Source organism: Streptomyces spinoverrucosus, from assembly GCF_006539505.1.
GTDB lineage: Bacteria > Actinomycetota > Actinomycetes > Streptomycetales > Streptomycetaceae > Streptomyces > Streptomyces spinoverrucosus.
This window is the reverse complement of record NZ_BJND01000023.1, coordinates 167545-193397: the sequence shown is the minus strand read 5'-3', so window position 1 is coordinate 193397 and position 25853 is coordinate 167545. Positions and strand designations below refer to the sequence as shown.

Below are 25853 nucleotides of genomic sequence, written 5' to 3'. Positions count from 1 at the left end.
CGGCGACGACACACCCACCATCAACGCAGGCGGCGACATCCCCGGCACCGGCCTGGGCAACCACCTCCCCGGCGGCACCGCGGACAACCTCCCCGGCGGCGGGGTCGGCGACAACATGCCGACGAACAGCGTGGACACCCACCTTCCGGGCAACAACGTCGGCGACAACCTCCCCGGCGGCCGCGCCGACAACCTTCCCGGCGGCCGCGCCGACGACCTCGGCCATGGCCCGTCCGGCAGCCACGACCTGCCTGGCGGCAGCACCACCGACACACTGCCCCGCGGCGACGGCCCGACGGGCGGCGGGCTGGACGACATCGGCCGTACCGGCGACGAGGCCGCCGCAGGCGGGGACAACGCGGCGCCCACGCCGGAAGGCAGCGCCCCCGCCCGGGACGCGGAAGCCGCCCGGCCCAGCTTCATGCGTGATGGCGACAACCCGTACGGCCCGGAGGGCTCTCTCACACCGGAGCAGGTCCACGAGATCCAGGTCTACCGTGCCAACCACGAACCCGGGTACTTCGAGCAGTTCTACAAGTCCAACGGCAACCGGAAGAACCTCGAGTTCCTCGACGAGAGCGGGACGACGCCTCCCCAACTGACCCGGCAGTCGCCCCAGCACCCCTGGGTCTCGGTCAAGGACGCGCCGGACCCCATCCAGCCCCACTACCTCGGCGACGCGATCAAGGCCGGGCGCGAGACCGCGAGCCCCGAGGCCCTCAGGACTCTCGACGAGGCAGCGGCCAACCGGCATTACGCCGTCGGCTACGACAAAGCCGCCGCCGGCCACAGGGCCGAGGCCATCGAGGCGCACAAGAACAACCCCACACCCGACACCCACCTGGACCAGGTCGAGCGCACCTACGAGTACAAGGCCGCGCACCGCGACATGCGGGACAACGCGGAGGCATACGGCGAGGCCATCGCCGAACACCACGTCATCCCGGAGCACTATCCGAACGCCACCCGGGAGCCTCTGGACGGCCCGGCAAACGGCAACGACCAGTTCGACCAGGTGTGGCGGCGCGAGGACGGCGGCTACGTCGTCGTCGAGGCCAAGAGCAACGTCACCACGGAACTGGGCGCGCGGAACTTGCCGGACGGAAAGCGAGTTTCGCAGGGGACCAGGGAGTACTTCCTGGACATCCTGAACGAGATGCGCAAACGCGGTGAGGACAACCCCAACGAGTTGCTGCTCGCGGACGAACTCGAAGCGGCGCTGGCCAGGGGAGATGTGGACTACATCGTCGTCAAGGGACAGAAAAACGTCGGCGAGTACGCTGGCTACAGCATGAGGCAGTTCAACATCGCCAACAGGAGCACGCCGTGACCGTCAGCATCGCCCGGCATGGAGCGCCGGGGCCGAACGCCGAGCGTTTCGCCGAGGCTCTGAGCGGGAGCACCACCGCGTCGATCGAGCGCTTGGAGGAGGCTCCTGCCATGATCGACACCACGTTCACCAAGTCCTTGTTGAACGTGCAGGCGCACTGCACGGTGGACCCCCGTGCCGCGAGCATCGAAACATGGGAGGCGGTGGTCGCCGCCATGCAGCTCGGCTCGGCGCTGTTCACCGTGACGAGCAGTACGGACGGTGTTGTCGAAACCCGCATCCACCACAAGATCCGGCACATCCCGGCTATCGGGCCCCGCCCGTACGCCGACGCGGGCAACTGGCTCACCGCCTTCTGGCTCGCGATCATCTGCCGCGACCAGAAACGCATGACCCGGCTCTGCGAGATCCCGATGGACCGCCTGCGCTCTCCCGAGGGCCAGTTCGACGAGTACGTCTACCACTGGGTGGCCGCCCTGCAGGCGTACTGGCTGCAGCGGCCGGGGATGGTGGAGGAACTGACCGCGGCGCTGCAGGGCTCGAACCCCGATGTGGCGACCGTCGCGCCCCGTGATCTGCTGCAGAAGGTTCTGTATCCGCCGATCAACCTCTTCTACCGCTTCCTGCGCAAGGACCACGACGGGTTCAACCAGGCCCTCGTGGAGGCCCTGGAGCTGCACAAGGCGTACTGGACGGCCGACGAGGACCGGGCGAAGGACCCCGAAGGCCGTATCGCCCTGGCCCCGCTCGCCATCGCCTGTCTCGCCTACGACGGAGAAATCCCGATCGAGGTGGAGTCGGACTATCTGCCGAAGCACCTGCTTCAGCGCGGCTGGCTCGGCGAGTTCGAGGTCTGAGTTCGCGATGCTGGTCGACCGGGCCCGGAACGAGGGCTGCAGCTGACCGGAGAGGGCGGGCTGCTGCATCAGCTGACCAAGCGGGTGCCGGAGCCGAGCTGGGCTGCTTCAAATCTTCTAGGGAGAAACGCGTTGGTCGCGATCATCCCCCGCCATCCCTTTCCCACGGGGAACGCGGAGGAGGGGCTCACTGTGCTCCACGAGAACGCGCTGGAACTGATCGACGGTCTGGAGGAACGCTCCACCAGGCTGGGCGACGCTCAGCGCACCACGCTCACCCTGGCCCAGTCGCGCTGTCTGGTGGACCCGCGGGCGTCGATCTTCCCCACGTGGGATGCCTGGGTCAACGCAATGCAGGTCGGCTCCGCCGTGTTCGCCGCCGCGACCACGGCCCAGGACCACGTTCAGTGCCGCATCGCACACAAGGACCGCACGCTCCAGGCCACCGGCCCGCAGTGGTACGTGAACCCAGGCAGCTGGATCAGCGCCTTCTACCTGGCGGTTGTGTGCCGGGAACGGGACCGGATCACGGCCCTGTGCGAAGTGCCTCTGTCCCTGCTGCGGGAGAACGGTTCGCAGTTCGACGAATACCACTACGCCTGGATCGACACCCTCCAGACCTACTGGCGCGGCGGCCCCGACCTCGGCTCGAAACTCGTGGCGGCGGTCGACGGCACAGACCCGGCAGTCGCCACCGACCCCGAGACGGCGGGCAAGCTGCTGTACCCGCCGATGGAGATGTTCCACCGCTTCATCCGCGAGGACAACGCCGGCTTCAACCGGGCGCTCGCCAGCGCCCTCCAGTGGCACAAGGAGTACTGGACCGAAGAGAGCCGAGCCTTCCAGGCCTCGGGCCTTGTCGCCCTCGCCCCCCTCGCCATGGCCTGCTTCGCCCACGACGTCGGCATCCCCATCGAGGTCGAGTCCGAGTACCTCCCCGCCACCCTCCTCGGGCGCAACTGGCTCGGCGAGTTCCCGACGTAGAACCAAGATCTTCCAGGGACAGACGCCTTGGTGGCTCATCGCCGACCGGCGGCAGGCGCTCGCCGGGATCGTCGGGCGGTGCACCGAGGCGGGGGCAGCATGAGGCAGTTCGACATCTCCGACAGGAGTACGCCGTGAGCGTCACCATCCCACGCCATAGTTCGCCCGGTCCCGACGACGAGCGCTATGCGGAGCGACTCGGACGGAGTGTGATCAAGGGCGTGGAGAGACTCGAACGATCTCCCGGTTCGCTCGACATGTCTCTCAGTACCGCAATCCTCCATCTCCAGGCCCGCTGCGCCGTCGACCCACGGGCCGCGCGGCTGGAGACCTGGGAAGCGGTGGTCACCGCCATGCAGCTCTACTCGGCGATTTTCGCGGTAACCGGCGCCACGGAGGGCACGGTGCAGTGCCGTATCGCTCACGAGGTCCGCACCATTCCGGCCATCGGCCCCCGGCCGTACGCCGATGCGGGGAACTGGCTCACCGCGTTCTGGCTGGCCGTGATCTGCCGCGACCAGAAGCGCATGACCGAACTGTGCGAGGTCCCGCTCGATCGGCTCCGCTCACCCGAGGGCGCGTACGACGAGTACGTCTATCAGTGGGTGGCCGCTCTTCAAGCGTACTGGCTGCAGCAGCCTGGGCTGGTTGAGGAAATGACCGCGGCACTCCAGGGCTCAAACCCCGACACCGCGGTCATCGCCCCCCGTGACCTGCTTCAACAAATCCTGTATCCGCCGATCAACCTCTTCTACCGCTTCCTGCGCAAGGACCACGACGGGTTCAACCAGGCCCTCGTGGAGGCCCTGGAGCTCCACAAGGCCTACTGGACCGCCGACGAGGACCGCACCGACGACCCCTCGGGCATGGTCGCCCTGGCCCCGCTCGCCATCGCCTGTCTCGCCTACGACGGAGAAATCCCGATCGAGGTGGAGTCGGACTACCTCCCCAGACACCTCCTCCAGCGCGGCTGGCTGGGCGAGTTCGAGGTCTGAGCCCGGTCGTCGTCCACGTCGTTACAGGATGTCCTCGATCCGTTCGCGGTTGAGCAGGTACTTGGGTAGATACGGCTGCGTGGAGGCGACCGGGAACTCGTAGTCGTCCCATGGTGCGTGAGGACTTCGTCGAGGGTCTTGGCGAAGGCGTCGTGGTCCCGTGGCGACCAGTTTCTGCACGACGTCGTCCATGGAACCGCGCGAGAAGTAGGTCCGCAGGGTGTCGATCCAGTGCAGTACGTATTCGTCGACCGGGGCGAAAGCACGTGACGTGCGCACGGACTTCGGGGCGGAAATAGTTCGGACCGCACACTCCAGGCCACCGGCCCGCAATGGTACGTAAACCCAGGCAGCTGGATCAGCGCCTTCCACCTGGCCGTGGTCTGCCGGGAACGGGAAAGAATCACGGCCCTGGCGCCTCTGTCCCTGCTCCGGGAGAACGGTTCGCAGTTCAACGAGCACCACTACGCCTGCATCGACACCCTCCAAACCTACTGGCGCGGCGGCCCCGACCTCGGCTCGAAGCTCGTGGCCCCGGTCGACGGCACCGACCCGACAGCCGCCTCCGACCCGGAGACGGCGGGCAAGCTGCTGTATCCGCCGATGGAGATGTTCCACCGCTTCGTGCGTTCCAGGCTTCGGGCTTCGTCGCTCTCGCCCCTCGCCATGGCCTGCTTCGGCCACGACGCGGCATCCCGATCGAGGTCGAGTCCGAGTACCTGCCCGCCGTCCCCCTCGGCCGCAACTGGCTCGGTGAGTTCCCTACGTGCAGGTAGGCATCTCTTGAGCGCCACGATCTGAGGTTCCGAAGCGCTCTGGGCTCAGGCAGTACGGCGCCTACGCTGCGGCAAGCTCGCACCATACGTACCCCGATTGCCCTCTCTTGCCAACGGCTGCCAGCCCCATACGTCTGCGCAGGCCCGGACCAGTGCCAGCCCGCGCCCCTGCTCCGCGTCAGCCCAGCTCTCCAACGATGCTGGCGGCTCGGGCGGCTCGGGGTCGGCGTCCCACGCGCCGATCCGCAGGACGCCGGCCGACCAGCACACCCGAAGGGCGGCGGGGCCCTTGGTGTGCCGTACGGCGTTGGAGACCAGCTCTGTTGCCACCAACTCGGCGACATCCCACCGGTGGATCAGGCCGTGCATGGTCAGAATCAGGCGGAGGGTTCGGCGGCTTACCGTGACCGCGCGCAGGTCGTTCGGGATGTAGAGGCAGTACTCCCACGGTTCGTTTTCGTTCTCGGACATGCCTGAACTCCATTCGGCTAGAGAGGGATCGCGGCCGACCGGGCGGTGGCAGTGCCGCCCCCGTCGTGGCAGGACGGTGCGGTGCGCTTCCGACACTCCGACATTCCGCAGCGCGCGCGTCGCGTCACTGACGGTAGGTCATAAATTTCAGTCCGTGCAAGCAGATCACCTAGTCTGACCCTCCAACGAGTCGTCCCACCAGGGCTGTTGAAGGAAGAAGGACGCCGTGCCAGTAAGGCAGCACCCCACGGCACGCCAGGTACGCCTGGGCGCCGAACTGCGGAAGATGCGTGAAGCAGCAGGGCTCAAGGCAACCGAGGCGGCGAGCCTCCTTGGCGTGAACTCTGTCCAAATGAGCCAGATCGAGTCCGGGATCTCAGGCGTGAGTGAGCAGCGGCTGCGTCGGCTCGCAGCCAACTACGCCTGCCCGGATCATCAGTTGATCGATGCCCTGGTGGCGATGGCGACGGACCGGACACGAGGCTGGTGGGAGGAGTACCGGGGCCATCTTCCTACATCGTTCCTGGATCTGGCCGAGCTGGAGCACCACGCCGACTACCGGTGGGACGTGGACTTCCTGCACGTCCCAGGCCTGCTGCAGACCAAGGACTACGCCCGAGCGCTCTTCTCCTACGTGAACCCGGAGTTCCCGGACGACGAGGTGGAGCACCGGGTGGACCACCGGATGAAACGCAGGGTCATTATCGAGCGCCCCAGTCCGACCCCGTACGTGACCGTGATCCACGAAGCGGCGCTGCGCATCAGGGTCGGCGACCGTGCCGCAGTACAGGCTCAGTTCGCCCGCATCCTGGAACTCTCCGAAGCCGACCAAGTCACCGTGCGCGTCATCCCCTTCGATCTGGACGGCTTTGCCGGAGCGGGAAGCGCCATGGTGTATGCGGGCGGCCCCGTCTCCCAGCTTGACACCGTCGTACGCGACGGTCCGCACGGCACGGCATTCATTGACGCCCAAGCCCAACTCAACCGCTTTCGAACGCTCTTCCGTAGGCTAGAAGCGGTGTCACTCGAACCCGACCGTTCGCGTGACTTCATCCACAGGCTGGCGAAGGAGCTGTGAGCACATGATCACCCCCGGCACCTGGCAGAAGTCGTCCTTCTCCGGCGGCGGCGAGGGCAACGCCTGTGTGGAGGTTGTACATCGCGACACCCACATAGCCATCCGCGACTCCAAGGCCCCCACCAGAGCAACCCTCACCATCCCAACCGGAGCCTTCACCACCTTCGTCGAAGCCCTGAAAACGCCGGTTTCCGGCTGGGCAGGCAAGACGGAGGCCTGAGCCCGCCACACGGAGATCACGGGAATGCAGCCGCTGTCAGTGACGCCCGCCGCATCCCTTGCCGGGCACCCGAGGGTTCAATGCGCCGGGGGCGGTTGTCGGTCGGCCGGGCCAGGCAGTGACCTCGCCCGCTGATCTAGGGTGAGATGGTGATGAACGGCCACGGGGAACGGGACATGCGGATAGAACGGCACTCGGTGAGCGCCGCTACGGCAACGGCGGCGCGTGAAGACTTCACCAACAGGATCGGCCGGGTGGTGCACGGCATGTCGAAGGCCGGGCCCATCACCGGGCACGACTGGTGGATGGTCGGTACGGCATTCCTCGACTACCTCGGGGCGCTGTCCTTGGAACACCCTGACCTGGACGTCCCAGAGGCCAAGGCGGTCCTGCTCGACGCCGCCGAGGCAGCAGTCGGCAAGGTGGCGTTCGCCGCCTACTACCCTGTTGCCCACTTCGAGGTATTCCTCCACTACGTCAACTTCGGCATGACCTACGAACAGGGCGAGTCAGCGGGCAAGGCAGAGTCCATTACCGCAGGGGAGTGGATCGATGCCTTCTGTTTGGCACTCCTCGCCGGGCGGGCCGAATGGCACGGGGAGGCGTTCCACTTCGCCCGCCAGAAGTGCCAGCGTGACTGTGCGGGACGCCCGGCCGGAGAGCTGATCAACGGTCTGATGGCATACGTTTTCGGGGACCTCGGGGACGACGACCAGAACTTCCCGCCGTCCCGCGCGGAGAAGCTGGCCGCGCTGGACGCCGCGCTTGCCCGGATTCACACTCACAACAGTGACTCCGGCGACATCCTCGAAACCACCGCACTGTCCGCCCTGCGTGCCATGGCGGCCGGCGACCGGGAGGACTTCCGCACCGCGCTCGCCGCCCTGCTGACCTACCAACGCGGCGCGCCCGACGCCACGCCCCGCTCCCTGCTGCCCCTCATTCCCTTGGCGCTGGCGGCTCTTGCTCACCGCCGAGAGGGTTGGCAGCCACCGGTCGAATCCGGCTACCTGCCGCGGGCACTGGTGACCGGGTTCGAGTCCGCGGGACCGCGGGTCAAGGCGTACGGCAGAGAGCGGCGCCCGGACGCGGTCGCGGAACTCGGCGCCGGTCCCGTCTTCGTCGGCCGCCCGGAGAATCCACGCCCGATGAACCCGGAGAGTGAAGCCATCTTCGAGCGAGGGACGCGCGCAGTCCTCGCATGCGGCGATGACGAGTCGGTCTCCGCCACACAACTGCTGGATGCCATGCGCGACCAGGAACTGCTGTTCAAGTTCCGCGCCACCCTCGGTGCCGAGGTCAGCGACCAGCAACTCGAAAACGTCGCCCTGGGGTCCCGGTTCGGAGCGGCTGCCGCCTCCTCCGTCAAGGCACCGCAGTGGCTCACCGCGACGTACTTTGCCCTGATCACCGGCAGGCGTGAGCATCTGGCCCCTCTGGTACTCATCGACCCCGGCGTTCTCGCGGACGGCTCCGCCTACGCGTCGTACTACCAGGCACTGCACGCCTACCTGCGCGCCGACGATCCCGAGCCCGCCATGGACCGCGCTCTGGCAGACCTGGACAAGGTGGCCAGGTGGGGCTTTCAGCTGCCACCCGCCATCCTGCTCTCCCAACTCGTCGAGGGCGACGAGGAGAGCTTCAACCTGGCCCTCATCGACGCCCTGGAAGCACACCGTGACCACTTCGCCGTGGCGGACCGCGGCGACGACGCGGACGCCGCAATCGACTTGGGCATTCTGGCTCTGGCCTGCCACGCCCGTCGCAGGGGCTGGCGGATCCGCATCAGCTCCCCTTATCTGCCGCCCCGGCTTCTGCAGGCGGCCGAGCCTCGGTAGCCCCCAGAGGCCGCCGGCTATGTCTGCACCGCTCCACGGGAGACCGGCTCGCCCCCGGCCCCGAAAGGGCATCGGCCCACGAAGGAACGCCCTTGCTCCAGCCGACCGTCAGACCCCGGTCTAGAACAGACTCAGCAACGCCTCCGCCGGGTCCACCACCCCGTTCTCCCCGTCCGGCAGCGGCAGTTCGAACCACACCGTCTTGCCGCGGTGCGTCCGGCGGGAGCCCCACGCGGCCGACAACAGGCCGACGAGTTGGAGGCCGCGGCCGCCCTCGTCGGTGTCGCGGGCGCGGCGGCGGCGGGGCTGGACCAGGCCCGAGTCCCAGACTTCGCAGACCAGGGTGCGGTCCAGCAGCAGACGGAGTCTGATCTCGCCCTCGCCGTACCGCAGCGCGTTGGTGACCAGTTCGCTGACCAGTAGTTCCGTCGTGTCGACCAGCGGCTCCAGGTCCCAGCTGAGGAGCTGGCCGCGCGCGTACTCCCGGGCCCGGCCCACGCTGCGCGGCTCTCGCGGGAGCGTCCAGTCGCCGACCGACTCGGCGGGCAGGCCCTGGACGCGGGCCATGAGCAGGGCGATGTCGTCCTCGCCGTGGTGGGTGTCGAGGGTGTTGAGGACCTGGTCGCAGACGTCCTCCAGCGGGCGGGCCGGGTCGGTGAGCGCCCCGACGAAGGCCTGGAGTCCCTCGTCCAGCGGGTGGTCGCGGGATTCGACCAGTCCATCCGTGTAGAGAGCCAAAAGCGCGCCTTCGGGGAGTTCCACCTCGACCTCCTCGAACGGCTCCCCGCCCACGCCCAGCGGCAGGCCCGGCGGTACGTCGAGCATCAGTGCCGCATCGCCGGGTTCGACCAGGACCGGCGGCAGATGGCCCGCGTTGGCGAAGGTGCACCGGCGGGTGACGGAGTCGTAGACCGCGTACACGCACGTCGCCAGGTACACCTCGGACAGATCCGCCTCGCGGGGACGGCGGGCGGCCCGCGTGGCCTGCTGGATGCCGCCGGGGGTGCCGAGGCCACGGGCGATCTCGTCCAAGTGGGAGAGCACCTCGGCCGGTTCGAGGTCGAGCTGGGCCAGCGTACGGACCGCCGTACGGAGTTCGCCCATGGCGACGGCGGCGCGCAGGCCTCGGCCCATGACGTCGCCCACCACCAACGCCGTACGGTGGCCGGGCAGTTCGATGACGTCGAACCAGTCGCCGCCGACCTCGCTGGGGCGGCCGGTGGAGGCGTTCCCTGGCAGGTAGCGGCAGGCGATGTCGAGGCCGGAGGCGACCGGGTCGCCGGGCGGGAGCAGGGACCGTTGCAGTATCAACGCGCGTTCGTGCTCACGGCGGTACAGGCGCGCATTGTCGATGCAGACCGCGGCCCGCGCGGCCAACTCCACCGCCAGGTCGCGGTCCCGGTCGCCGAACGGCTCGCTGCCCTTCGTCCGCGAGAACTGCGCGAGTCCTACGACCGTGTCGTGGGCGACCATCGGCACGGCGAGCGTGGACTGGACGAGGCCGCCCTCCTCGGCGGGGACGGTCCGCGGGCGGGCCGTGCGCAGGGCGTCGGCACAGGGCGAGTTGAAGGGGTAGTGGTGGACCGCGCCGACCGTGACCGGCTTGCCGGTGCCGGCGAAGGGCGCGTCGGAGACCGCGCTGGCGAAGGCGACGCGGCGCAGTTCGGCGCTGCCGTCGGCGAGTCCCTGCGGGATCTGATCGCCGACCAGGAGGCCCTGGTAGAGGTCGACCGTGGCCAGGTCGCAGAAGCCGGGGACGACGACGTCGAGGAGTTCGCGGGCGGTGGTCTCCAAGTCGAGGGAGTTGCCGATGCGCGCGCCGGCCTCGTTGAGGAGGGCGAGATTGCGCCGGGCGGCGGCGGCCTCGCGGGCGGCGGCGCGGCGGGAGGTGATGTCGGTTCCGAGCCAGGCGATGCCGATCGGGCGGCCGCTTCCGCTGTGCACCCGGTAGAGGTTGACCGACCAGTGCCGGCGTTCGTCGGAGCCGGGTACGAAGCCCGTGACGTGCATGTCCGTGATGCTGTCGCCGGTTTCCAGGACCCGGCGCAGCGTCGCGTCGACCCGTTCGGCCTCACCGCGCGGCAGATAGTCGTGGACCCCGCGGCCGCGGTGGTCGTCGGGTGTGCCGCCGAAGACGGAGGCGAACCGCTGGTTGGCGCGCCGCACCTTCAAGTCGGGGTCGATCAGCAGGAAGCCGAACGGGGATTGACCGAAAATCGACTGCGAGGCGGCGAGGTCGGTCTCGATACGGCGCAGCACGCGTACGTCGACGACGATACAGACGGCCGCTTTCTCGCCGTCCTCGGTGCGCGTCGGCATCACATAGACCTCGGCGAGCCCCGTGCCGCCGCGCCCGCCGTCGGCCGTCTCCGGCAGCCGGAAGGGCACGACACCGGTCCACTCCCGACCGTCGAGGATCTCGGCCATCTTCCGTTGTCCGCGCTCGCGCAGATCGGGGTCGATGAACGCCTCGATGGGGTCGGTCCCGACGGCGCGCGCGGCCGGGATGCCGAAGAGGTTCTCGGCGCGCAGGCTCCACTGCTCGATCAGTCCGTCGGGGCCGATGGAGAAGGACGCGACCTTGATGTAGTCGTAGATCGAGCCGGGCGGACTGCTCTGCCACAGCGCATCCGAAGACGCCGGCTCCCCGTAGGCACCCGCGGCCTGTGTACTCGCGCCGTCCGACGGGTCCTCGGACTCCGTGGCCTTCGCTGGTATCTCGCTCACGCGAACCGTCCCCTCCAGCTCACCGCGCCCGGCACCGGTCACCGGGGGCGGCTGCCCGCAGTATCCAGCACTACGGCGCCGCGCAACACGGTGTTCACGATCACAGCACGGTCCAGGCGGTTTTCGGACCGTGCCGCGACAACACTTCCAGTCTTCTAACCAGGGGACACGCCCTCGAATCACGCCTTCGGGCAACGCCTTCCGGCCGGACCCCGTCCATGGACAGAAGTACGACCGCTGTAATCGGCCGACGAGCCCGCCTTCAACCCGGGACGGCGAGTTCGAACCACACCGTCTTGCCCGACTCCCCGGGCCTGGTTCCCCAGCGGCGCGAGGAGGAGGCCACCAGTTGGAGCCCGCGACCGCTCTCGTCCTCGGGGTGGGCGTCGCGTTCGCGGGGCAGGTCCGGGAGGGGGTCGGAGACTTCCACGAGCAGGACGTCGGGCAGATCGGCGGGGCGTACCAGGCGTACCCCGATGGGGCCCGTGGCGTGCCGCAGCGCGTTCGTCACCAGTTCGCTGACCAGCAGTGCCGTGGTGTCACTGACACTGTCGAGCGCCCAGCCGTGCAACTGGCGGCGGACGACGGAGCGCGCGGTGCGCACGGCTGTGGGGTCGGCGGGAAAGGTCCACTCGACGCGGTCGCCTTCGGTGTCGAGCACGCCGATCACTTCCCAGGACAGTGAGCCCACCATGTCCGGTTTCGTGGGGTTAATGGGCACATACCCGATATCCCCGGCGCAGTACCGCCGGGGAGGGCGCACAGTGGCCCCAACGGCGTACGGGTGGAAGGCGCGCACCGAGAAGGCGGCCGCGGCGCCGGATCACGCCGGTCGCGCTCCTACGAGCCCACAGCTCACGCCCGTCGCGCTCCTACGAACCCACGCTCACGCGTCAGCCCTCCGCCCCACCGGCGTCAAGCACCCGCGCAACCTCCCGCACCGCCCCGACATCCTGCTCCAGCCACTCCACATCCCACAGCGTCCCGGCCGTCAGCCAGCGCAGTTCGTCATGGTCCTGGAGAGCCTTCGGCTCGGGAGAGCCGGCCAGCAGCCGTGCGGTCCACACCTGCAGGACGTACGGCGATCTCAGCGGCCACTCCCCCGCCACGCGCCGCACGGCCTCCGTCTCGACGCCGAGTTCCTCGCGCAACTCCCGCACCAGCGCCGCCTCGGGCGCCTCGCCCGGCTCCACCTTGCCGCCGGGCAGCTCCCAGCGGCCGGCCAGCTCGGTGGGCGCGCTGCGGCGCGCGGCGAGGAGTCGGCCGCCGTCGAGCAGGGCGGCGCCCACCACCACGATCCGTTCCGTCATGCGCCGGAGCCTACGGGAGCACCCGGGCGGCGCCGCTCACACCTGGTCTTCCCCGTCCTGCCCGATGCGCTCGACCCAATAGAGCTGCTTGTGCCCCCGGCTGTCGAGGCTGTCCGCGATCTTCTGGGCCTCGGCGCGCGTCGCATACCTGCCCACGCTGTAGCGATTGCCGTTGTCGTCCTGCCGTATGACCAGCCACGGAAGAGTCACCGTGCTGTCGTTCATCGCGCCCCTCCGCTTCCCGCCCTCGGCCCGCGCGCCCCGCCCGCTAAGGAAACCGCAATCCGCATATGCCCGAGCCTACGCCCAACCTTCACGCAGCGAATACGGCTTTTTACAAAGAGGTACGCAACAAGCCAGCACCAGGGGGGCGCACGACGTCGAACGCGCCGTCCGCGCACCTCCGCGCATCCGGTCAGCGGCATACCGGGCACGCCACGGGCCACCTGCGAAAACGTCCGGAATCCACCGCCGCGTGAAGGCGCGTGAAGGCGTGTGACGGTGCGTAAAAAGGCTCCCGGCACCCCTGTGCCGGGAGCAACTACCGCAAGGTTGTGCGCTACTTCACCGGGAGGTGGTACGCGACCCGGTAGCGGTCGGCCGGGATCACGACGTCGGCCGTCTCGACCGGGCGCCCGGAGGCGTAGAAGGTGCGCTGCACGACGAGGACGACATGTCCGGGGACACCGCCGAGCGCGAGCAACTCCTCGGCGAGTCCGGGACGGGCGCCGACCTCCTCGGTGACGTTGTCCACGACGACGTCGATGGCGGCCATGCGCTCGACGACACCCATGCCGCCGAGCGGGCCCTCCTCGGGCAGCATCACCGGCGTACGCCCGGTGACGGCGAGCGGCTCCCAAGAGGTGGACAGCATCATCGGCTCGCCGCTGTCCCGGAAGACGTACTTGGTGCACATCACCCGGTCGCCGGGCCGGATGCCGAGCCGCTCGGCGACGGCGCCGCTCGCCTCGGTCTGCGCGCTGCTGGACTCCCAGGTGCCGCGCGCGGCGGCGTCGGCCTGCTCCTGCCGGAACGGCGTGGCACCACTGGCCGGGCGGTACCCGGAGCGGGCGATGCTGCGGGGCACGGGCCGCTCCCGCACATAGGTCCCGGAACCGGAGCGGCCCTCGACCAGCCCCTCCGCCATGAGCACCTTGCGCGCCTCCAGCGCGACCGTGTCCGAGACCCCGTACTCCTCGCGGATTCTCGCCTGTGACGGCAGGCGGGTGTGCGGCGGCAGCAGACCGTCGACGATCTTCTGGCGGAGATCACCCGCGACGCGCAGGTACGCCGGCTGCTCACCGAATGTCACTGGCCGCTCCCATCAGGTTGTACAGACAGCAACAGCGTGGCAACCGTGGGTTGTGTCAGGCAAGCGGAGGCCAGAGAATCACTCGATGTGATTACTTCTGGCCCGCGCAGGCTTACGCAGGCACTTTCTCCCCGCTATAGGGGTGATCACACGTCGGCGTCCGAGCCGCCCTCGGCCGAATCGTCGGTGGGCGGACTGGTGTCCAGCCCCAGGGCCTCGCGCGCGGTGACGGTGGCCGGGCCGTCGTAGAACCCGTAGGCCTCGTCGTAGTGCACGTAGAAGGTGTCCGCGTCCCCGGCGTCCGCCGCCTTCGCCCACTCCTTCCGGGCCGACTCCAGCTCCTTCACCAGGTCGGCCATGGGCCGCTCGGCGTCGGCGGGCCAGGTGTGCGCGTCCAGCGCCGGGCCCTGCTCGGCCAGCACGTCGTGCACGTCCTGCGCCCACGCCCGGTTCGCCGCGAGGTCCTCGTCGGGGAACGCCTCGGGCTCCTCCCCCAGTACGGCGTCGATGGCGCGGGCCGCCTTCAGGTAGGCGACCTGGTCCGCGTCGAGCGTGCTCTCGTCGTTGCGCAGGGAGCCGGTCAGGCTGCCCTGCTCGTCGGTGTTGCCGAAGATGCAGGTGATCTCACGGTCGCCGAGGCTCCAGCTCTGCCGGGTCGGGGTGAGGTAGTACACGTCGACGTCGTTGGGCAGGGCCCAGCTGTCCATGGCGTAGTCGGCCTCCAGCGCGTAGCACTTGTCGTCGGCGACCTTCGTGATGTGGTCGTCGCCGGGGAAAGTGCCGCCGGGCAGGGTGACGGTGGCGAACACCTCGCCGTCGTGCATGCCGGAGCAGGGCACCACGTCGACGTCGTACGTCTCACCCTCCAGCGAGCCACTGGGCGAGTTGAAGCACTCGCCCTTGTCCGGCGAGGCGATCGCGCTGTCCCGCGCGCCCTCCTTGAAGCCCTCCCAGAAGGCGGACACGGCACCCGTCGAGAGCGACACGGTCAGCAGTACGAGCCCGACGGTCGACAGCACGGCCCCGGTGACCGCCATGCCCTTGCCGCGCTCGCCCTTCCGCTTGATCTGCCGCAACGCGATCAGCCCGAGCACCAGCCCGACGGCCGGCAGAAAGCAGAGGATGCCGAGCACGAGGGCGGCGATCGCGAGACCGTTGACCGGCGGCAGCCCTTGCGGCGGGTACGGGCCCCACGGCCCGTACGGCGGCTGAGGACCGTACGGCCCCGGCCTCTGAGGACCGTACGGCCCCGGGCCCTGACCGCCGTACGGTCCCTGACCGCCGTACGGTCCCTGGCCGCCGTACGGTCCCTGGCCGCCGTACGATCCCTGGGCGCCGTACGGCCCCTGGGCCTGCGGAGCCGGGTACGGGCCGTAGGGACCCTGCGGGTCCTGCGGCTGCGGGGGCCCAGAGGGCGGAGGTATGGACACAGGTACGGTGCTCCTGTTTCAGGGCTGCGGAGGAGGACGGGCCTACGGCTCTGCGAGTCGCAGGACCTGGCGCATCGTAAGCGGGCGACGAGTGGGGGCGGAATGCGGATTGCGCGGGCGACGACAGGCGCGGTGAACGGGCTGACGTCCCGCTGGGCCCGGACCGTCACGGACGGTACGGCCTTCTCGGCGGCCGGGGTGTGGCCCCTGCTCGCCCTCCTCGCGGACGGGGCCGGGGGCGCGGCGCGGGCGGAGCTGGCGGACGCGGTGGGCCTGCCCGCCGACCAAGCCGCGGACGCCGCACGGGAGTTGCTCGCCGCCCTGGCCTCGATGCGGGGCCTGAACTCGGCCCTGGGCCTGTGGACGAAACGCACGCTGGAGCTGAAGGAGACCTGGGCGGCCGGGCTGCCCGCCGAAGCACACGGGGTGCTCATGGGGGACAAGGCGGCCGATCGGGCCGCGCTGGACGCCTGGGCGGAGAAGCGGACGGGCGGGCTGATCGAGCGGATGCCGGTCGGGCTCACGGACGGCACCGAGATGGTGCTGGCGAGTGCGCTGGCCTTGCGGACGGACTGGATGCGGCCGTTCGAGGAGACCCCGCTGTGGCCTGCCGACGGACCCTGGCGGGGCAGGACCCTGGTCGGCCTGAACCGCTGGAGCGCCCTGCTGGACCGGGTCGGGGTCGCCGAGACGCCCGACGGTGCCGTCACCGAGCTGAAGGTGCTGGGCAGCAACGGCGTCAGCGTCCACCTGCTGCTCGGCGAGGAGCGGATGACACCGGGGCAGGTGCTGACGGCGGGCGTGGACATCCTCGCGGGCCGCCACACGGTCGTGCCGGGGCCGCGGCTCCCGTACGGGGACGCGGGACCGGGCCTGCGCATCGAGAAGATGCGCTGCGTCACCCCGGAGCCGCCGACGCTCCTGGTGCGCACGGTGGCGTACGACATGACGGCCGAGCACGATCTGCTGGCGGCGCACCGCCTGTTCGGGCTGACGACGGCGCGGGACGCCACACAGGGCCACTTCCCCGGCATCAGCGACGCCCCGCTGGCCGTCGGTTCGGCCCGGCAGTCGGCGATGGCGCGGTTCGGCGCGCTGGGCTTCCGCGCCGGAGCGGTGACGGCGGTCGCCGCGGTGCCGGGCGGGGCTCCCGAGTTCCGTTACGTGACCACCCTCGCCCGCGCCACCTTCGACCGGCCCTTCGGCTTCCTCGCCCTCGACCGCCGTACACGCCTCGTCCTCGCGGCGGGCTGGGTCACGGACCCGGAGCCCTACCGCGAGGAGAGTCATTCCATGTGATCAGAACTGCAGCGCCCAGGCGTCGATGCGCCCGGTGTCGAACCGCGCGTTGTCGCTGACCCTCAGCTTCCACGTGCCGTTGGCGGCCTCGGAGGAGGCGTTGACGGAGTACGTGGTGTCGATGTTGTCCGAACTGCCGCCGGTGCCGTAGCCCTTGAGCGTGTACGCCGTGCCGTCGGGGGCGATCAGCTGGACCTGGAGGTCACCGATGTAGGTGTGCACGATGTGCACCTCCACGGCGAGCGCGGAGGGCGCGTTGCCCGAGACGCCGGAGACCGTCACCGGGGACTCGACCGTGGAGTTGTCGCTGATCGCGTAGTCGCCGGTGTTCTCGAAGCGCGGGCCGGGCGGCGTCGGGTCGCCGCCGTCGCCGACGTACAGCAGCCGGTTGGGCGAGCCGGAGCCGGGGCTGGTGACGACGCCGGTGGTGGCCGCGGACGTCAGCGCGGTGGACACCTGGGCGGGCGTGGCCGAGGGGTTGTCGGCCAGGTAGAGTGCCGCCGCTCCGGCGACGTGCGGGGTCGCCATCGACGTACCGGAGATGGTGTTGGTGGCCGAGTCGCTGCTGTTCCAGGCGGACGTGATGGACGAGCCCGGGGCGAAGAGGTCCAGGACCGAGCCGTAGTTGGAGTAGCTCGCCTTGGCGTCGGAGCTGGTGGTGGCGCCGACCGTGATCGCCTCTGTCACGCGCGCGGGTGACCTGGTCGAGGCGTTGGTGGACTCGTTGCCGGCCGCGACGGCGAAGGTGACGCCGGAGGCGATGGCGTTGCGTACGGCGGTGTCGAGCGCGGAGTCGGCGCCGCCGCCGAGGGACATGTTGGCGACGGCCGGCTTGACCGCGTTCTGGGCGACCCAGTCGATACCGGCGACGACCTGGGCGGTCGTACCGGAGCCTGAGTTGTTCAGCACGCGGACGCCGACGATGTTCGCCTTCTTGGCGACACCGTAGGCGTTGCCGGCGACCGTGCCGGCGACGTGGGTGCCGTGGCCGTGGCCGTCCTGGGCGGTGTTGTCGTTGTCGATGGCGTCGTAGCCGTAGGAGGCGCGGCCGCCGAAGTCGCTGTGGGTGATGCGGACGCCGGTGTCGATGACGTACGCCGTCACGCCCTGCCCGGCCGAGTCCGGGTAGGTGTACGAGTTGTTCAGCGGGAGGTTGCGCTGGTCGATGCGGTCCAGGCCCCAGGAGGGCGGGCTGGGCTGGGTCCCGGCGATGGTGAAGGTGCGGTTCTGGACGACGGAGGCGACGGCCGGGTCGGCGGCGAGACGTTTCGCCTCGGTCTCGTCGGCCTCGATCGCGTAGCCGTTCAGGGCCTTGGTGTAGGTGCGCTCGATGGAGGCGCCGTACTTCTTGGCCAGCGCGCGTCCCTCGGCGGAGCCCGAGCGGGCCCGGTCCGCCTTGAGGGTCACGATGTAGCTGTCGGCGACGGCGTTCGCCGCGCCCTCGTACTGGATGTGGCCTTCGGCCGCCTGGGCGGGCAGGGCGGAGACGAGGCCCGCGGCGAGCACCGCACTGGTCAGGGCGCCGATCGCGGCCAGTCTTCGCCGGGAGGTGCGGAGGGGAGTACGCATCACTGCCATCTGAGGGGTCCTCCTCAATCGGTGGTGCGCTGGTGTGGGGGCGACGCCACAGATGGCTCATGAGATAGACAGGAACATGTCAACCCACACTGTGCTCACCTGTGCGTCAGCCGAAAGATTGAGGCTTCCACAGGAATTGCACAAGGGCCCTGCACGGATGTAACCAGGCTGCCATACGGCTGACATGACGGCGCGTCAAGGCCCTCCCGGAGCCGAATCCGCTCCGGGAGGGCCTCGCCGGTCGCTCACTCGTCGAACGCGGTGTCCCGGGTCCGCTTCTCCCACGCCATGACCTCGGCCCGCACCTGGTCGAGGTGGTCGAGCACGGTCGTCACCGAGTCGTCGCCCAGCGGCAGCCGCAGCGGCGTCCGGTCGGCCTCCAGCGCGGCCCGGATGAGCGCCGCCGCCTTCGCCGGGTCCCCGGCCTGGGCGCCGTCGCCGCCGGAGACGTATGCACGCGTCCCGCTCACCTTCTCGTACACCCCGCTGTCGGCGCTGAACCCGGCCCGGCTGCCCTCGAACAGCGAGGTCCTGAAGGCCCCCGGCTCCACGATCAGCACCTTGATGCCGAAGTCGGACACCTCGTCCGCGAGCGCCTCGGACATGCCCTCCAGGGCGAACTTCGTCCCGCTGTACGCCGAGAACCCCGCGAACGAACCCTGCCCGCCCACGCTGCTCATCTGCACGATCGCGCCCGATCGCCGCTCGCGCATGTACGGCAGCACGGCGCGCACCAGGGCCGCGGGGCCGAGGACGTGCAGGTCGAACAGGGCGCGCAGTTCGTCGTCGGTCGTCTCCTCGAAGGCGCCGACGTGGGTGCGGCCGGCGTTGTTGACGAGGACGTCGATCCGTCCGTGCCGGGCGACGACGTCCCGTACGGCGGCGGCGATGGCGAGGATGTCGGTGACGTCCAGCCGTAGCGCCTCCATCTGGTCGGGGTGGGCGGCGACCAGCTCGTCCAGCGCCTCGGGCCGCCGCGCGGCGCCGACCACCACGTCCCCGGCGGCCAGGGCCGCCTCGGTGAGCGCCCGCCCGAAACCGCTGCTCGCCCCCGTGATCAGCCAGACCTTGTTCATGGCCCCTCCTCGTCTCTGTGCCGTATGCGTCGACTCTCCCCCGCAGGGCGGTTGCCCGTCCAAGACCTGCGGTGATAACCGTTGGGCATGACCACCGACGTGCATGGCCGGGACCTGCGGTACTTCGTCGCCGTGGCCGAGGAACTGCACTTCACCCGCGCCGCCGAACGGCTGTACGTCTCCCAGCCCGCGCTGAGCAAGCAGATCCGGGCGCTGGAACGCCGGCTGGGCGTGGAGCTGTTCCGGCGCGACCAGCACGGCGTGGCGCTCACCGAGGCGGGCGAGGCGCTGCTGCCGCACGCCCGGCGGGTGCTGGAGGCCTGGGAGGCGGGCGCGGAGGCCGTGGCCCGGGTCAGGGCGGTGCAGCGCACGACCCTGCGGGTGGGCATGAGCACAAGCCCCGGCCGTGGGGGCCTGCTGCCCGCGATCCGCTCCCGCTTCACGGCGGCCCACCCGGAGGCGACCGTACGCCTGCGGCACGTCAGCTGGGAGGACGCGACCGCGGGCCTCGCCGACGGCGACGCGGACGTGGCGTTCGTCTGGCTTCCCCTGCCCGACGCCGAGCGCTACGGGTGGACGGTGCTCGCGGAGGAACCGCGCCGGGTCGCCCTACCCGAGACCCACCCGCTCGCGGCCCGTCCCGAGGTCGACTTCACGGACCTGCTCGACGAGCCGTTCCTGGCGCTGCCGGACAGTGCGGGGCCGCTGCGGGACTACTGGCTCGCGCTGGACGAGCGGGGCGGGCGGCCGCCGCGGATCGGTGCGGAGATCGCGAGCACGGAGGAGACGTACGAGGCACTGGTCGCCGGTCTCGGCGTCTGCCTCGTGGCGGAGGGCAACGTTCCCCTGCTCACCCTGGGCGGCGTGACGACACGTCCGGTGCGCGGGGTCTCACCGAGCCGTTATGCCGTGGCGTGGCGGCGGGAGGACGGGGAGCGGGCGCTGGTGCGGGGGTATGCGGAGGCGTGCCGACGGGTGGCCGGAATGCGCTAGCCGACCGGCTGCGCACCTCGGGTTCATGCCCGCGGGGCGGTGGAACGGGCCAGCAGCCGTTCGACGTCCGCGAGCGGGCGCAGGACGCAGTGGTCCAGCAGCAGGGACGGGCTGATGAGGGTCGAGCCGACCTCGTGGCCGTCCTTGACGCAGGTGTAGGGCGTGCTGTGCACCGTCACGTCGTCGCCGACGGCCGTGATCCGGCCCGCCAGCGCGGCCTTGCGGGCGCAGATCGCCACCGGTCCGACGATCTCGCGGGTCGGCCGACCCGCCCGTACCCGGCGCGCCCACAGCAGTTCCAGGATCAGGTGTCCGCGCACCGAGAAGCCCCCGATCGCCGTGCCCAGCAGCCAGCCGTCGCCCAGCCGGTCGCGCAGTCCCTCCGCCGTGTCCCGGCCGGCCGCGACCTCCAGCACGCTGCAGCGCGGGGCGACCGCGTCCCGGCGGCCCCGTCCGTGCCCGGTGCTGCGGCCGCCGCTGAGTGCGCGGGTGTTCCGGTCGGTGAGCAGGCCCGTCCAGCGGCCCTCGCTCAGCAGCGTGACGGTCCGCGCGGCGGTGCCCTCGTCGTCGTGCGCGTAGCTGCCCGCGTACGGGTGGGCCCGCGGCCGGTCCCGTACGGTCAGCGCGGCCGGTGTCCAGCGGTCGCCGAGGGTGCGGCCGAGGGCGCCGCCGTCGGCCAGGTAGTTGTCGGCCTCGCTGGTGTGTCCGAAGCATTCGTGCACCAGGACCCCGGCCGCCGTGGGCGACAACAGCGCCGGGCCGGCCACCGGCCCCGCGAGCGGCACGCGCAGCCGCAGCAGGGCTTGGTCGGCGAGGAGTTGCCGTAGGCCGTGCGGTATCTGTTCCGCCACGAAGGCGGGGTCGTAGGCGGCCGCACCCCACTGGGGCGTGGCGCCGTGAGGCGTGGCGCCGTGAGGCGCGGCGCCGAGGCTGATCCGCACCCGCCACAGCCCCTCCCGCTCGTCCCGGTCGATCCGCGCCCGGGGCCCCAGCCGCACGCGCGCCGAGTCCAGTGCCGCGTCCAGGACGTCGGTCACCGTGCGGGCGCGTCCGTGACCGCCCGCAGGGCGCGGCGCAGCGCGTCCTCCAGCCGATCGGTGTCGGGCCCGCCCAGCGGCAGCGGCTGCCACCAGGCAGGTTCCCGCGACAGCGCACTCAGCAGCGGTTTGAGGTGCCGGGACAGTGCGCTCTGGGCGTTGTAGGAGAAGGAGACGCTGACAGAGCCGTCGCTGCCGTCCCCCTCCACGCCCTCGTGCGGTGCGAACAGCGGCAGGTAGAGCACGTCGCCGGGGTGCAGCACCACGCTGTAGGGCTCCTCGGGCAGGCGGCCGGAAGGTACGAAGCCCTTGGTCTCCAGCATGCGTTTGCGCTGCCGCTCCGGTTCGGTGTCCTCGGGCAGGCCCACCAGCCAGGTCTTCGAACCCTGCTGCTGTACGACGAAGTTGTCGCTGTGGTCGAAGTGGCAGCCGATCCCCGCCCCGCGGCCCCGGGTCACGGACAGATCCGCCGTGCACTCGTCCCAGCCGAACAGGCCGGCCAGCTTCACGCAGGCATCGGCCAGTTCCGGCAGGGTGTGCTGGGCCTGGTTGACGAAGAGCACCGCGCCGTCGGGACGCCGCCGCACCTGGGCTTCGGACTCCGCCGCCGGGGGTGTCTGCTCCAGTCGGCGCTCCAGGGCCTCGATGTCGGGCCAGTCGAGCGCGGGGGCGAGGAAGCGCGGGCCACAGCCGCGCCAGACGATCGGGCGGCGGCGCCAGTGCTCGCGGTAGAACAGCTCCAGGTCGAACTCGTCCGTCTCCAGCGGTGGTCGTGTGCTCATCGCAGCCCCCATGAACGCAGTCGCTGTTGGAGTTTCGCCCGTACGTCCGGTGCCATCCCCGCATCGTGACCGGCCAGGACGGAGGTCAGCGCGTCAAAGAGGGGGCGCCCGGCCGGGCCGACGACGCAGCGCCCCGCACCTGCCAGGAACATCGTGGGGTGCAACTCCCAGGCGGCGGGCGCCTCGGCGTAGTCGCGGAAGGCGCAGAACACGCCCCCGTGGAAGGCGGCGCCGCGCAGCGTGACGTCGAAGGTGGCGCCCGCGCCGGTGGCGAGCGCGCGGGCGATGGCGCAGGCGGCCTCGTAGTGGACGAGCGGCTCCAGCGTGCCCTCGGGGTCGAAGGACGGCCCGGCCGCCATGAACCGGTGGAAGCACTCGGGCAGCGTCAGCCCGCGCCCCTGGGGGGAGTAGGGCACGTCGCGGAAGTGCTGGAACTGTGGGGAGGCGAGGAAGAGTTCGGCCACCGCGTTGACACTGAGCCCGTGCCGCTCCTGGATCACCTCCAGCGTCCGCGCGAAGGCGCCCTTCAGTCCCTGCCCCGTGCCGGTGCCGCCGCTGACCACCGCCGAGCGGATGTTGCGCCCGACCAGCCGCAGTTCCGTCAGGTCCACCCGGTCGAAGACCTCGATCAGGTCCGCGTCGAGCGGCGGCCGCATGCCGTCGGGGCCGTCCGCGATGAACGCGGAGCGGAACTCGGAGTCGTACAGCAGCCGGTCCAGCACCCGCAGGATACGCCCGTGCAGCCCGACTTCGGTCATATCGGCCATATCGGCCTCGGCGGCCTTATGCGGCATGGGCGGTCTCCTTCCAGTCGTGTACGAGGGCGAAGAGGCGCTCCGCGTTCTTCCGCGACTTGGGCACGAGCGTCCCGTCGGCGGTGAACTTCGGGTCCTCGTAGGTGACTCCGGTCAGTCGCGGCATCATCGGCAGCAGGTGTTCCAGCAAGGTGAGCTGCTCATCCAGCAGTACGCCGTGGTGCAGGTCGCGGAAGCGGCCGTCGACGATCTGGCAGCCCGACAGGTGCACCTCGTGGCAGCGGTCCAGTGGCAGCGCATCCAGTCCCTCGAACATGCGCGATCCCGTGCGCCCCATCAGCCACTGGTAGGCGAGGATGTGCCCGATGTCGATCGTCGCGTACGCGCCCGTCTCCCGGATCACGGTGTCGAAGAACGCGAAGGCGTCCATCGTGCCGACCAGGAAGCTGCCGCCCTCGGTGAAGCCGGGGAACTCCACGGACAGCGGCGCCCGCAGCCGCTCGCGCCACTCCGCGACCCCGGCGACACAGCGCCGCAGCCCCTCCGCGGTGAGCACGGGCGGCATCGGGTACGGCAGGCTGCGGCCCGACAGCGACCAGATCCCCAAGTCCTCGATGACCCAGCGGAATCCGTAGCGTTCGATCAGCGCGTTGGTGAAGTCCGCGACGGCTGCCCGCTCGTACGGCTCCGGGCTGCCGGTGTTGAGCAGGGTGTGGTGGAAGGCGCGCGGGCGGCCGTCGCCGAACAGGGCGAAGAGTTCGTCGTACGCCGGGAAGTACCGCTCGGGGCTGAGCGGGCCGTAGTCGATGGGCTGGAAGGCGACGAACATGTAGTCGTACGTCTGCGCGTTGCGCCGCAGGAACGCCGCCACCTGGTCGGTCGGGCGGCCCTGACCCGTCCTGTCGAATCCGATGCGCTCGCCCCAGACGAGGTCCATGCCCAGCCCGAGCCCCAGTTTCTCCATCAGGCACTCTCCGCATCCGGTGTGTCCAGCACGAGCAGCCTCTTGTCGACCATCTGTGCGAGCCAGCGGCGCGCCCGCGGCTCCTCGGCGACGAGGCCGCCGTCGGGGGTGCGCTCCACGTCGGCGGGTACGGCCGCCATCCGGGGCCAGGCGACATCGGCCAGGAACCAGCGCGTACGGACGGAGTCGAGCGCCACCCCGAACCGCGGCCGGGCCCGCACCACCGGCCCGGCGACCGCCGTTGGCGCTGCGGAGCGGTCCGGCGCACGCGGCGACAGGTCGGGCCGGACGGACCGTTCGGCGTCGGGCACCGCCTCGACGGTCATGCGCAGCAGCCGCTGCCGGGCCTCCTCCGTCGCGGTGTCCTCCAGCAGCGCGCCGCCGATCCGTCCGGCGGCGAAGGCCAGGCCGTCGTTGGTGACCAGGTAGGCGTCGTCGGCCTGGCGCCGCCGCTCGGCCCACAGGTAGCTGCCCGGTTCGGCGACGACCAACTGCATGGTGTCCAGGCCCATTTCCGCCGGGTGGCGTTGGATCACCCCGACCGTGTCGTGAAAGCCCTGGAGGGCGTCGTCGTGGTCGAAGCCGTCCATGAACGACAGGTTGGTGACGATTCCGGCCCGGGTGAGGTTCAGTACGGCGCGTTCGGCGTGCGCCGCGTCCTGGCCCTTGTGCAGCGAGTCGAGGATGTCCTGGTGGGCCGTCTCGAACCCGGTCGACAGCTGCACACAGCCCGCCGCGCGCAGCCGTTCGCAGAAGCCGGGGTCGGCCAGTTCGCGCTCCAGGCGCGCCCGGACCCGGAAGGTCAGCGGCGCCCCGCGCCTGCGGACCGCCTCCGTCACGCGCAGCAGGTGGCGCAGGCCGGTGTTCTCGTCGGTGACCGCCACATCGGTCATCTCCAGCCGGTCGGCCAGCGCCACCAGGTGTTCGGCGGCCACCTCCGGGGCGATCTGCTGGAAGGCACGGGCGTCGCGGTAGCGGTTGCCGTACGAGCAGAAGGTGCACTTGCCCCAGTAGCAGCCGACCGTGAGCCGGTAGGGGAACTGGTGGGCCATGTTGGTGTAGAGGGAGAAGTCGAACTGGTCGAAGTCGGGCATGGGCTGCTCGCTCAGGACGAAGCCGTCGGCGAGGCCTGGGGATTCCGGCGGGGGGTCGCCGACGGCGGCGGTGTCCGGTTGCGCGCCGTTTCGTCGCGCGCTGTTTGGTGGCGCGCCGTTTGGCCCCGCGCCGTTTCGCCACCCGCCGATTCGCCCGCCGCTCAGGATGCGGGCGAGGAAGCCCTCGCCGTGGCCCAGACACCAGTGGTCGACCGCGTGGGAGCTGGTGACGTGCCGGCGCAGCAGGGCCGCCCACATCTGCACGGTGGGCCCGCCGAGCGCGATCCGCAGCGCGGGCCGCCGTTCCTTGAGCAGCGCGCACAGGGTGAGGACGGGGACGACCTGGCTGAAGAACGGTACGGAGAACGCCAGCACCCGCGGCGGGTCTTCGGACAGCAGCTCCTCCAGGCGGTCGGCGCACCAGCGCGCCGACCAGCTGTCGCGGGCGGCGTCGACGAGCTTGTCCAGTTCGGACAGCAGCAGCGGGCCTTGGACGATCCAGCCGTCCTCGGTGGCCTGCCGCGTGACGTAGCGGACCATCGCCTGGATGGCCGTCTCCTGGGCGAAGCCGGTGGAGCGGTCGCGGGCGGTCTCCAGGATCCGGGCGCCGTGCCGTGCCCGGTAGCGCTCGCTGACGGTCCGGAAGACCTCGCCCGCGCTCGGCGCACCCGCCCCGAGGGCCGGGCCGTCCGCCGCGGGCGGGACGTGGCGGCGGACCAGGACGCGAGCGCGGTACTCCAGGTTCAGGTCGACGGCGCGGACCCGGTAGCCCTGGGCCGTCCAGGCCGCGGTGAGCTGCGGCAGCGCCAGGTACGGGAACTGCACGGCTTCGCTCACGGGCGGCATCACCAGCAGTACGTCGCTCATCGCATCACCAGCGCTACGTCGCTCATCGCGTCACCAGTAGTACGTCGCGCATGCGTCACCAGTAGTACGTCGCTCATCGC

The 25853-nt window shown here is 70.5% G+C and carries 24 protein-coding genes and 1 pseudogene; 10 read left to right on the top strand and 15 right to left on the bottom strand.

Annotated features, from left to right (window positions below; translation table 11 throughout):
- From SSP24_RS17510 to SSP24_RS17495, 4 genes and pseudogenes are all read left to right on the top strand, one after another.
- A pseudogene (locus SSP24_RS17510) lies at positions 1 to 1330 on the top strand (hypothetical protein); the annotation flags it as partial.
- The gene (locus tag SSP24_RS17505) at positions 1327 to 2187 is read left to right on the top strand and encodes an immunity 49 family protein (protein WP_141310486.1); all 861 of its coding nucleotides are present in this window, start codon (positions 1327 to 1329) and stop codon (positions 2185 to 2187) included. The pseudogene SSP24_RS17510 and the gene SSP24_RS17505, both read left to right, overlap by 4 nt.
- Positions 2188 to 2379: 192 nt before the next feature.
- Complete coding sequence (locus SSP24_RS17500; protein ID WP_141310485.1) at positions 2380 to 3171, top strand: immunity 49 family protein; 792 nt, start codon at positions 2380 to 2382, stop codon at positions 3169 to 3171.
- Between the two features lie 134 nt (positions 3172 to 3305).
- Positions 3306 to 4166 (top strand): immunity 49 family protein, encoded by an 861-nt coding sequence (locus tag SSP24_RS17495; protein WP_141310484.1) that lies wholly within the window; start codon positions 3306 to 3308, stop codon positions 4164 to 4166.
- A 21-nt stretch (positions 4167 to 4187) separates the two neighbouring features.
- Here SSP24_RS17495 and SSP24_RS17490 read toward each other — a convergent pair whose 3' ends face one another.
- Positions 4188 to 4445 carry a hypothetical protein gene (locus SSP24_RS17490; RefSeq protein ID WP_141310483.1) on the bottom strand — a complete coding sequence of 86 codons (258 nt, stop codon included), beginning with the start codon at positions 4443 to 4445 and terminating at the stop codon, positions 4188 to 4190.
- Positions 4446 to 4523: 78 nt separating this feature from the next.
- On the opposite strand from SSP24_RS17490, the gene SSP24_RS17485 reads away from it, so the two are divergent.
- A complete protein-coding gene (locus SSP24_RS17485; protein ID WP_229865903.1) occupies positions 4524 to 4967 on the top strand; it encodes an immunity 49 family protein in 444 nt (147 codons plus the stop codon).
- Positions 4968 to 4987: 20 nt separating this feature from the next.
- Here SSP24_RS17485 and SSP24_RS17480 read toward each other — a convergent pair whose 3' ends face one another.
- Positions 4988 to 5413, bottom strand: coding sequence for an ATP-binding protein (locus SSP24_RS17480; protein ID WP_373306767.1), 426 nt, complete (start codon positions 5411 to 5413; stop codon positions 4988 to 4990).
- 226 nt (positions 5414 to 5639) lie between these two features.
- On the opposite strand from SSP24_RS17480, the gene SSP24_RS17475 reads away from it, so the two are divergent.
- From SSP24_RS17475 to SSP24_RS17465, 3 genes are all read left to right on the top strand, one after another.
- Complete coding sequence (locus tag SSP24_RS17475) at positions 5640 to 6491, top strand: helix-turn-helix domain-containing protein (RefSeq protein ID WP_141310482.1); 852 nt, start codon at positions 5640 to 5642, stop codon at positions 6489 to 6491.
- A 4-nt stretch (positions 6492 to 6495) separates the two neighbouring features.
- Entirely contained in the window at positions 6496 to 6711 is a 216-nt protein-coding gene (locus SSP24_RS17470) for a DUF397 domain-containing protein (RefSeq protein WP_141310481.1), read from the top strand.
- A 152-nt stretch (positions 6712 to 6863) separates the two neighbouring features.
- Positions 6864 to 8549: an immunity 49 family protein gene (locus SSP24_RS17465; protein WP_244951796.1), complete on the top strand. Its 1686-nt coding sequence runs from the start codon at positions 6864 to 6866 to the stop codon at positions 8547 to 8549.
- Between the two features lie 120 nt (positions 8550 to 8669).
- On the opposite strand, the gene SSP24_RS17460 is transcribed toward SSP24_RS17465, so the two are convergent.
- The 6 genes from SSP24_RS17460 to SSP24_RS17435 all read right to left on the bottom strand — a co-directional run bounded on the left by SSP24_RS17460 (position 8670) and on the right by SSP24_RS17435 (position 15328).
- On the bottom strand, positions 8670 to 11276 hold the full coding sequence (locus SSP24_RS17460) for a SpoIIE family protein phosphatase (RefSeq protein ID WP_229865881.1): 2607 nt from the start codon (positions 11274 to 11276) through the stop codon (positions 8670 to 8672).
- Between the two features lie 262 nt (positions 11277 to 11538).
- On the bottom strand, positions 11539 to 11967 hold the full coding sequence (locus SSP24_RS17455) for an ATP-binding protein (RefSeq protein ID WP_141310501.1): 429 nt from the start codon (positions 11965 to 11967) through the stop codon (positions 11539 to 11541).
- Between the two features lie 202 nt (positions 11968 to 12169).
- The gene (locus SSP24_RS17450; protein ID WP_141310479.1) at positions 12170 to 12586 is read right to left on the bottom strand and encodes a (deoxy)nucleoside triphosphate pyrophosphohydrolase; all 417 of its coding nucleotides are present in this window, start codon (positions 12584 to 12586) and stop codon (positions 12170 to 12172) included.
- Positions 12587 to 12622: 36 nt separating this feature from the next.
- On the bottom strand, positions 12623 to 12811 hold the full coding sequence (locus SSP24_RS17445) for an SPOR domain-containing protein (RefSeq protein WP_141310478.1): 189 nt from the start codon (positions 12809 to 12811) through the stop codon (positions 12623 to 12625).
- Between the two features lie 334 nt (positions 12812 to 13145).
- The gene (locus SSP24_RS17440) at positions 13146 to 13898 is read right to left on the bottom strand and encodes a GntR family transcriptional regulator (RefSeq protein WP_141310477.1); all 753 of its coding nucleotides are present in this window, start codon (positions 13896 to 13898) and stop codon (positions 13146 to 13148) included.
- A 146-nt stretch (positions 13899 to 14044) separates the two neighbouring features.
- Entirely contained in the window at positions 14045 to 15328 is a 1284-nt protein-coding gene (locus SSP24_RS17435; RefSeq protein ID WP_141310476.1) for a DUF4190 domain-containing protein, read from the bottom strand.
- 102 nt (positions 15329 to 15430) lie between these two features.
- On the opposite strand from SSP24_RS17435, the gene SSP24_RS17430 reads away from it, so the two are divergent.
- Positions 15431 to 16627, top strand: a complete 1197-nt coding sequence (locus tag SSP24_RS17430; RefSeq protein ID WP_141310475.1) for a serpin family protein — start codon at positions 15431 to 15433, stop codon at positions 16625 to 16627.
- Here SSP24_RS17430 and SSP24_RS17425 read toward each other — a convergent pair whose 3' ends face one another.
- Positions 16628 to 18205: a S8 family peptidase gene (locus tag SSP24_RS17425; protein ID WP_141310474.1), complete on the bottom strand. Its 1578-nt coding sequence runs from the start codon at positions 18203 to 18205 to the stop codon at positions 16628 to 16630.
- A gap of 245 nt (positions 18206 to 18450) precedes the next feature.
- On the bottom strand, positions 18451 to 19281 hold the full coding sequence (locus SSP24_RS17420; protein WP_141310473.1) for an SDR family NAD(P)-dependent oxidoreductase: 831 nt from the start codon (positions 19279 to 19281) through the stop codon (positions 18451 to 18453).
- Positions 19282 to 19368: 87 nt separating this feature from the next.
- Between SSP24_RS17420 and SSP24_RS17415 the strand changes: the two genes are divergently transcribed.
- Positions 19369 to 20274: a LysR family transcriptional regulator gene (locus SSP24_RS17415; RefSeq protein WP_174864667.1), complete on the top strand. Its 906-nt coding sequence runs from the start codon at positions 19369 to 19371 to the stop codon at positions 20272 to 20274.
- Between the two features lie 23 nt (positions 20275 to 20297).
- On the opposite strand, the gene SSP24_RS17410 is transcribed toward SSP24_RS17415, so the two are convergent.
- Genes SSP24_RS17410 through SSP24_RS17390 form a run of 5 tightly spaced genes read right to left on the bottom strand, consistent with a single transcriptional unit; the run spans position 20298 to position 25773 of the window.
- Positions 20298 to 21311 carry a metallopeptidase TldD-related protein gene (locus tag SSP24_RS17410; protein ID WP_167529613.1) on the bottom strand — a complete coding sequence of 338 codons (1014 nt, stop codon included), beginning with the start codon at positions 21309 to 21311 and terminating at the stop codon, positions 20298 to 20300.
- Complete coding sequence (locus SSP24_RS17405; RefSeq protein ID WP_167529612.1) at positions 21308 to 22093, bottom strand: JmjC domain-containing protein; 786 nt, start codon at positions 22091 to 22093, stop codon at positions 21308 to 21310. Before SSP24_RS17405 ends, SSP24_RS17410 begins: the two co-directional genes overlap by 4 nt.
- Positions 22090 to 22887, bottom strand: coding sequence for a hypothetical protein (locus tag SSP24_RS17400; RefSeq protein WP_141310469.1), 798 nt, complete (start codon positions 22885 to 22887; stop codon positions 22090 to 22092). Before SSP24_RS17400 ends, SSP24_RS17405 begins: the two co-directional genes overlap by 4 nt.
- Positions 22877 to 23812, bottom strand: a complete 936-nt coding sequence (locus tag SSP24_RS17395; RefSeq protein WP_141310468.1) for a multinuclear nonheme iron-dependent oxidase — start codon at positions 23810 to 23812, stop codon at positions 22877 to 22879. The genes SSP24_RS17400 and SSP24_RS17395 overlap by 11 nt, the downstream gene beginning before the upstream one ends.
- Positions 23812 to 25773 carry a B12-binding domain-containing radical SAM protein gene (locus SSP24_RS17390; RefSeq protein WP_141310467.1) on the bottom strand — a complete coding sequence of 654 codons (1962 nt, stop codon included), beginning with the start codon at positions 25771 to 25773 and terminating at the stop codon, positions 23812 to 23814. The genes SSP24_RS17395 and SSP24_RS17390 overlap by 1 nt, the downstream gene beginning before the upstream one ends.
- Positions 25774 to 25853 lie beyond the last annotated feature (80 nt).

Excerpts from the sequence above, each read along its gene's own strand:
- SSP24_RS17480 (WP_373306767.1), bottom strand. The coding sequence starts at position 5,413 with ATGTCCGAGAACGAAAACGAACCGTGGGAGTACTGCCTCTACATCCCG.
- SSP24_RS17470 (WP_141310481.1), top strand. The coding sequence starts at position 6,496 with ATGATCACCCCCGGCACCTGGCAGAAGTCGTCCTTCTCCGGCGGCGGC.
- SSP24_RS17465 (WP_244951796.1), top strand. The coding sequence starts at position 6,864 with ATGAACGGCCACGGGGAACGGGACATGCGGATAGAACGGCACTCGGTG.
- SSP24_RS17450 (WP_141310479.1), bottom strand. The coding sequence starts at position 12,586 with ATGACGGAACGGATCGTGGTGGTGGGCGCCGCCCTGCTCGACGGCGGC.
- SSP24_RS17445 (WP_141310478.1), bottom strand. The coding sequence starts at position 12,811 with ATGAACGACAGCACGGTGACTCTTCCGTGGCTGGTCATACGGCAGGAC.
- SSP24_RS17430 (WP_141310475.1), top strand. The coding sequence starts at position 15,431 with ATGCGGATTGCGCGGGCGACGACAGGCGCGGTGAACGGGCTGACGTCC.
- SSP24_RS17425 (WP_141310474.1), bottom strand. The coding sequence starts at position 18,205 with ATGGCAGTGATGCGTACTCCCCTCCGCACCTCCCGGCGAAGACTGGCC.
- SSP24_RS17420 (WP_141310473.1), bottom strand. The coding sequence starts at position 19,281 with ATGAACAAGGTCTGGCTGATCACGGGGGCGAGCAGCGGTTTCGGGCGG.
- SSP24_RS17415 (WP_174864667.1), top strand. The coding sequence starts at position 19,369 with ATGACCACCGACGTGCATGGCCGGGACCTGCGGTACTTCGTCGCCGTG.
- SSP24_RS17405 (WP_167529612.1), bottom strand. The coding sequence starts at position 22,093 with ATGAGCACACGACCACCGCTGGAGACGGACGAGTTCGACCTGGAGCTG.
- SSP24_RS17400 (WP_141310469.1), bottom strand. The coding sequence starts at position 22,887 with ATGCCGCATAAGGCCGCCGAGGCCGATATGGCCGATATGACCGAAGTC.
- SSP24_RS17395 (WP_141310468.1), bottom strand. The coding sequence starts at position 23,812 with ATGGAGAAACTGGGGCTCGGGCTGGGCATGGACCTCGTCTGGGGCGAG.
- SSP24_RS17390 (WP_141310467.1), bottom strand. The coding sequence starts at position 25,773 with ATGAGCGACGTACTGCTGGTGATGCCGCCCGTGAGCGAAGCCGTGCAG.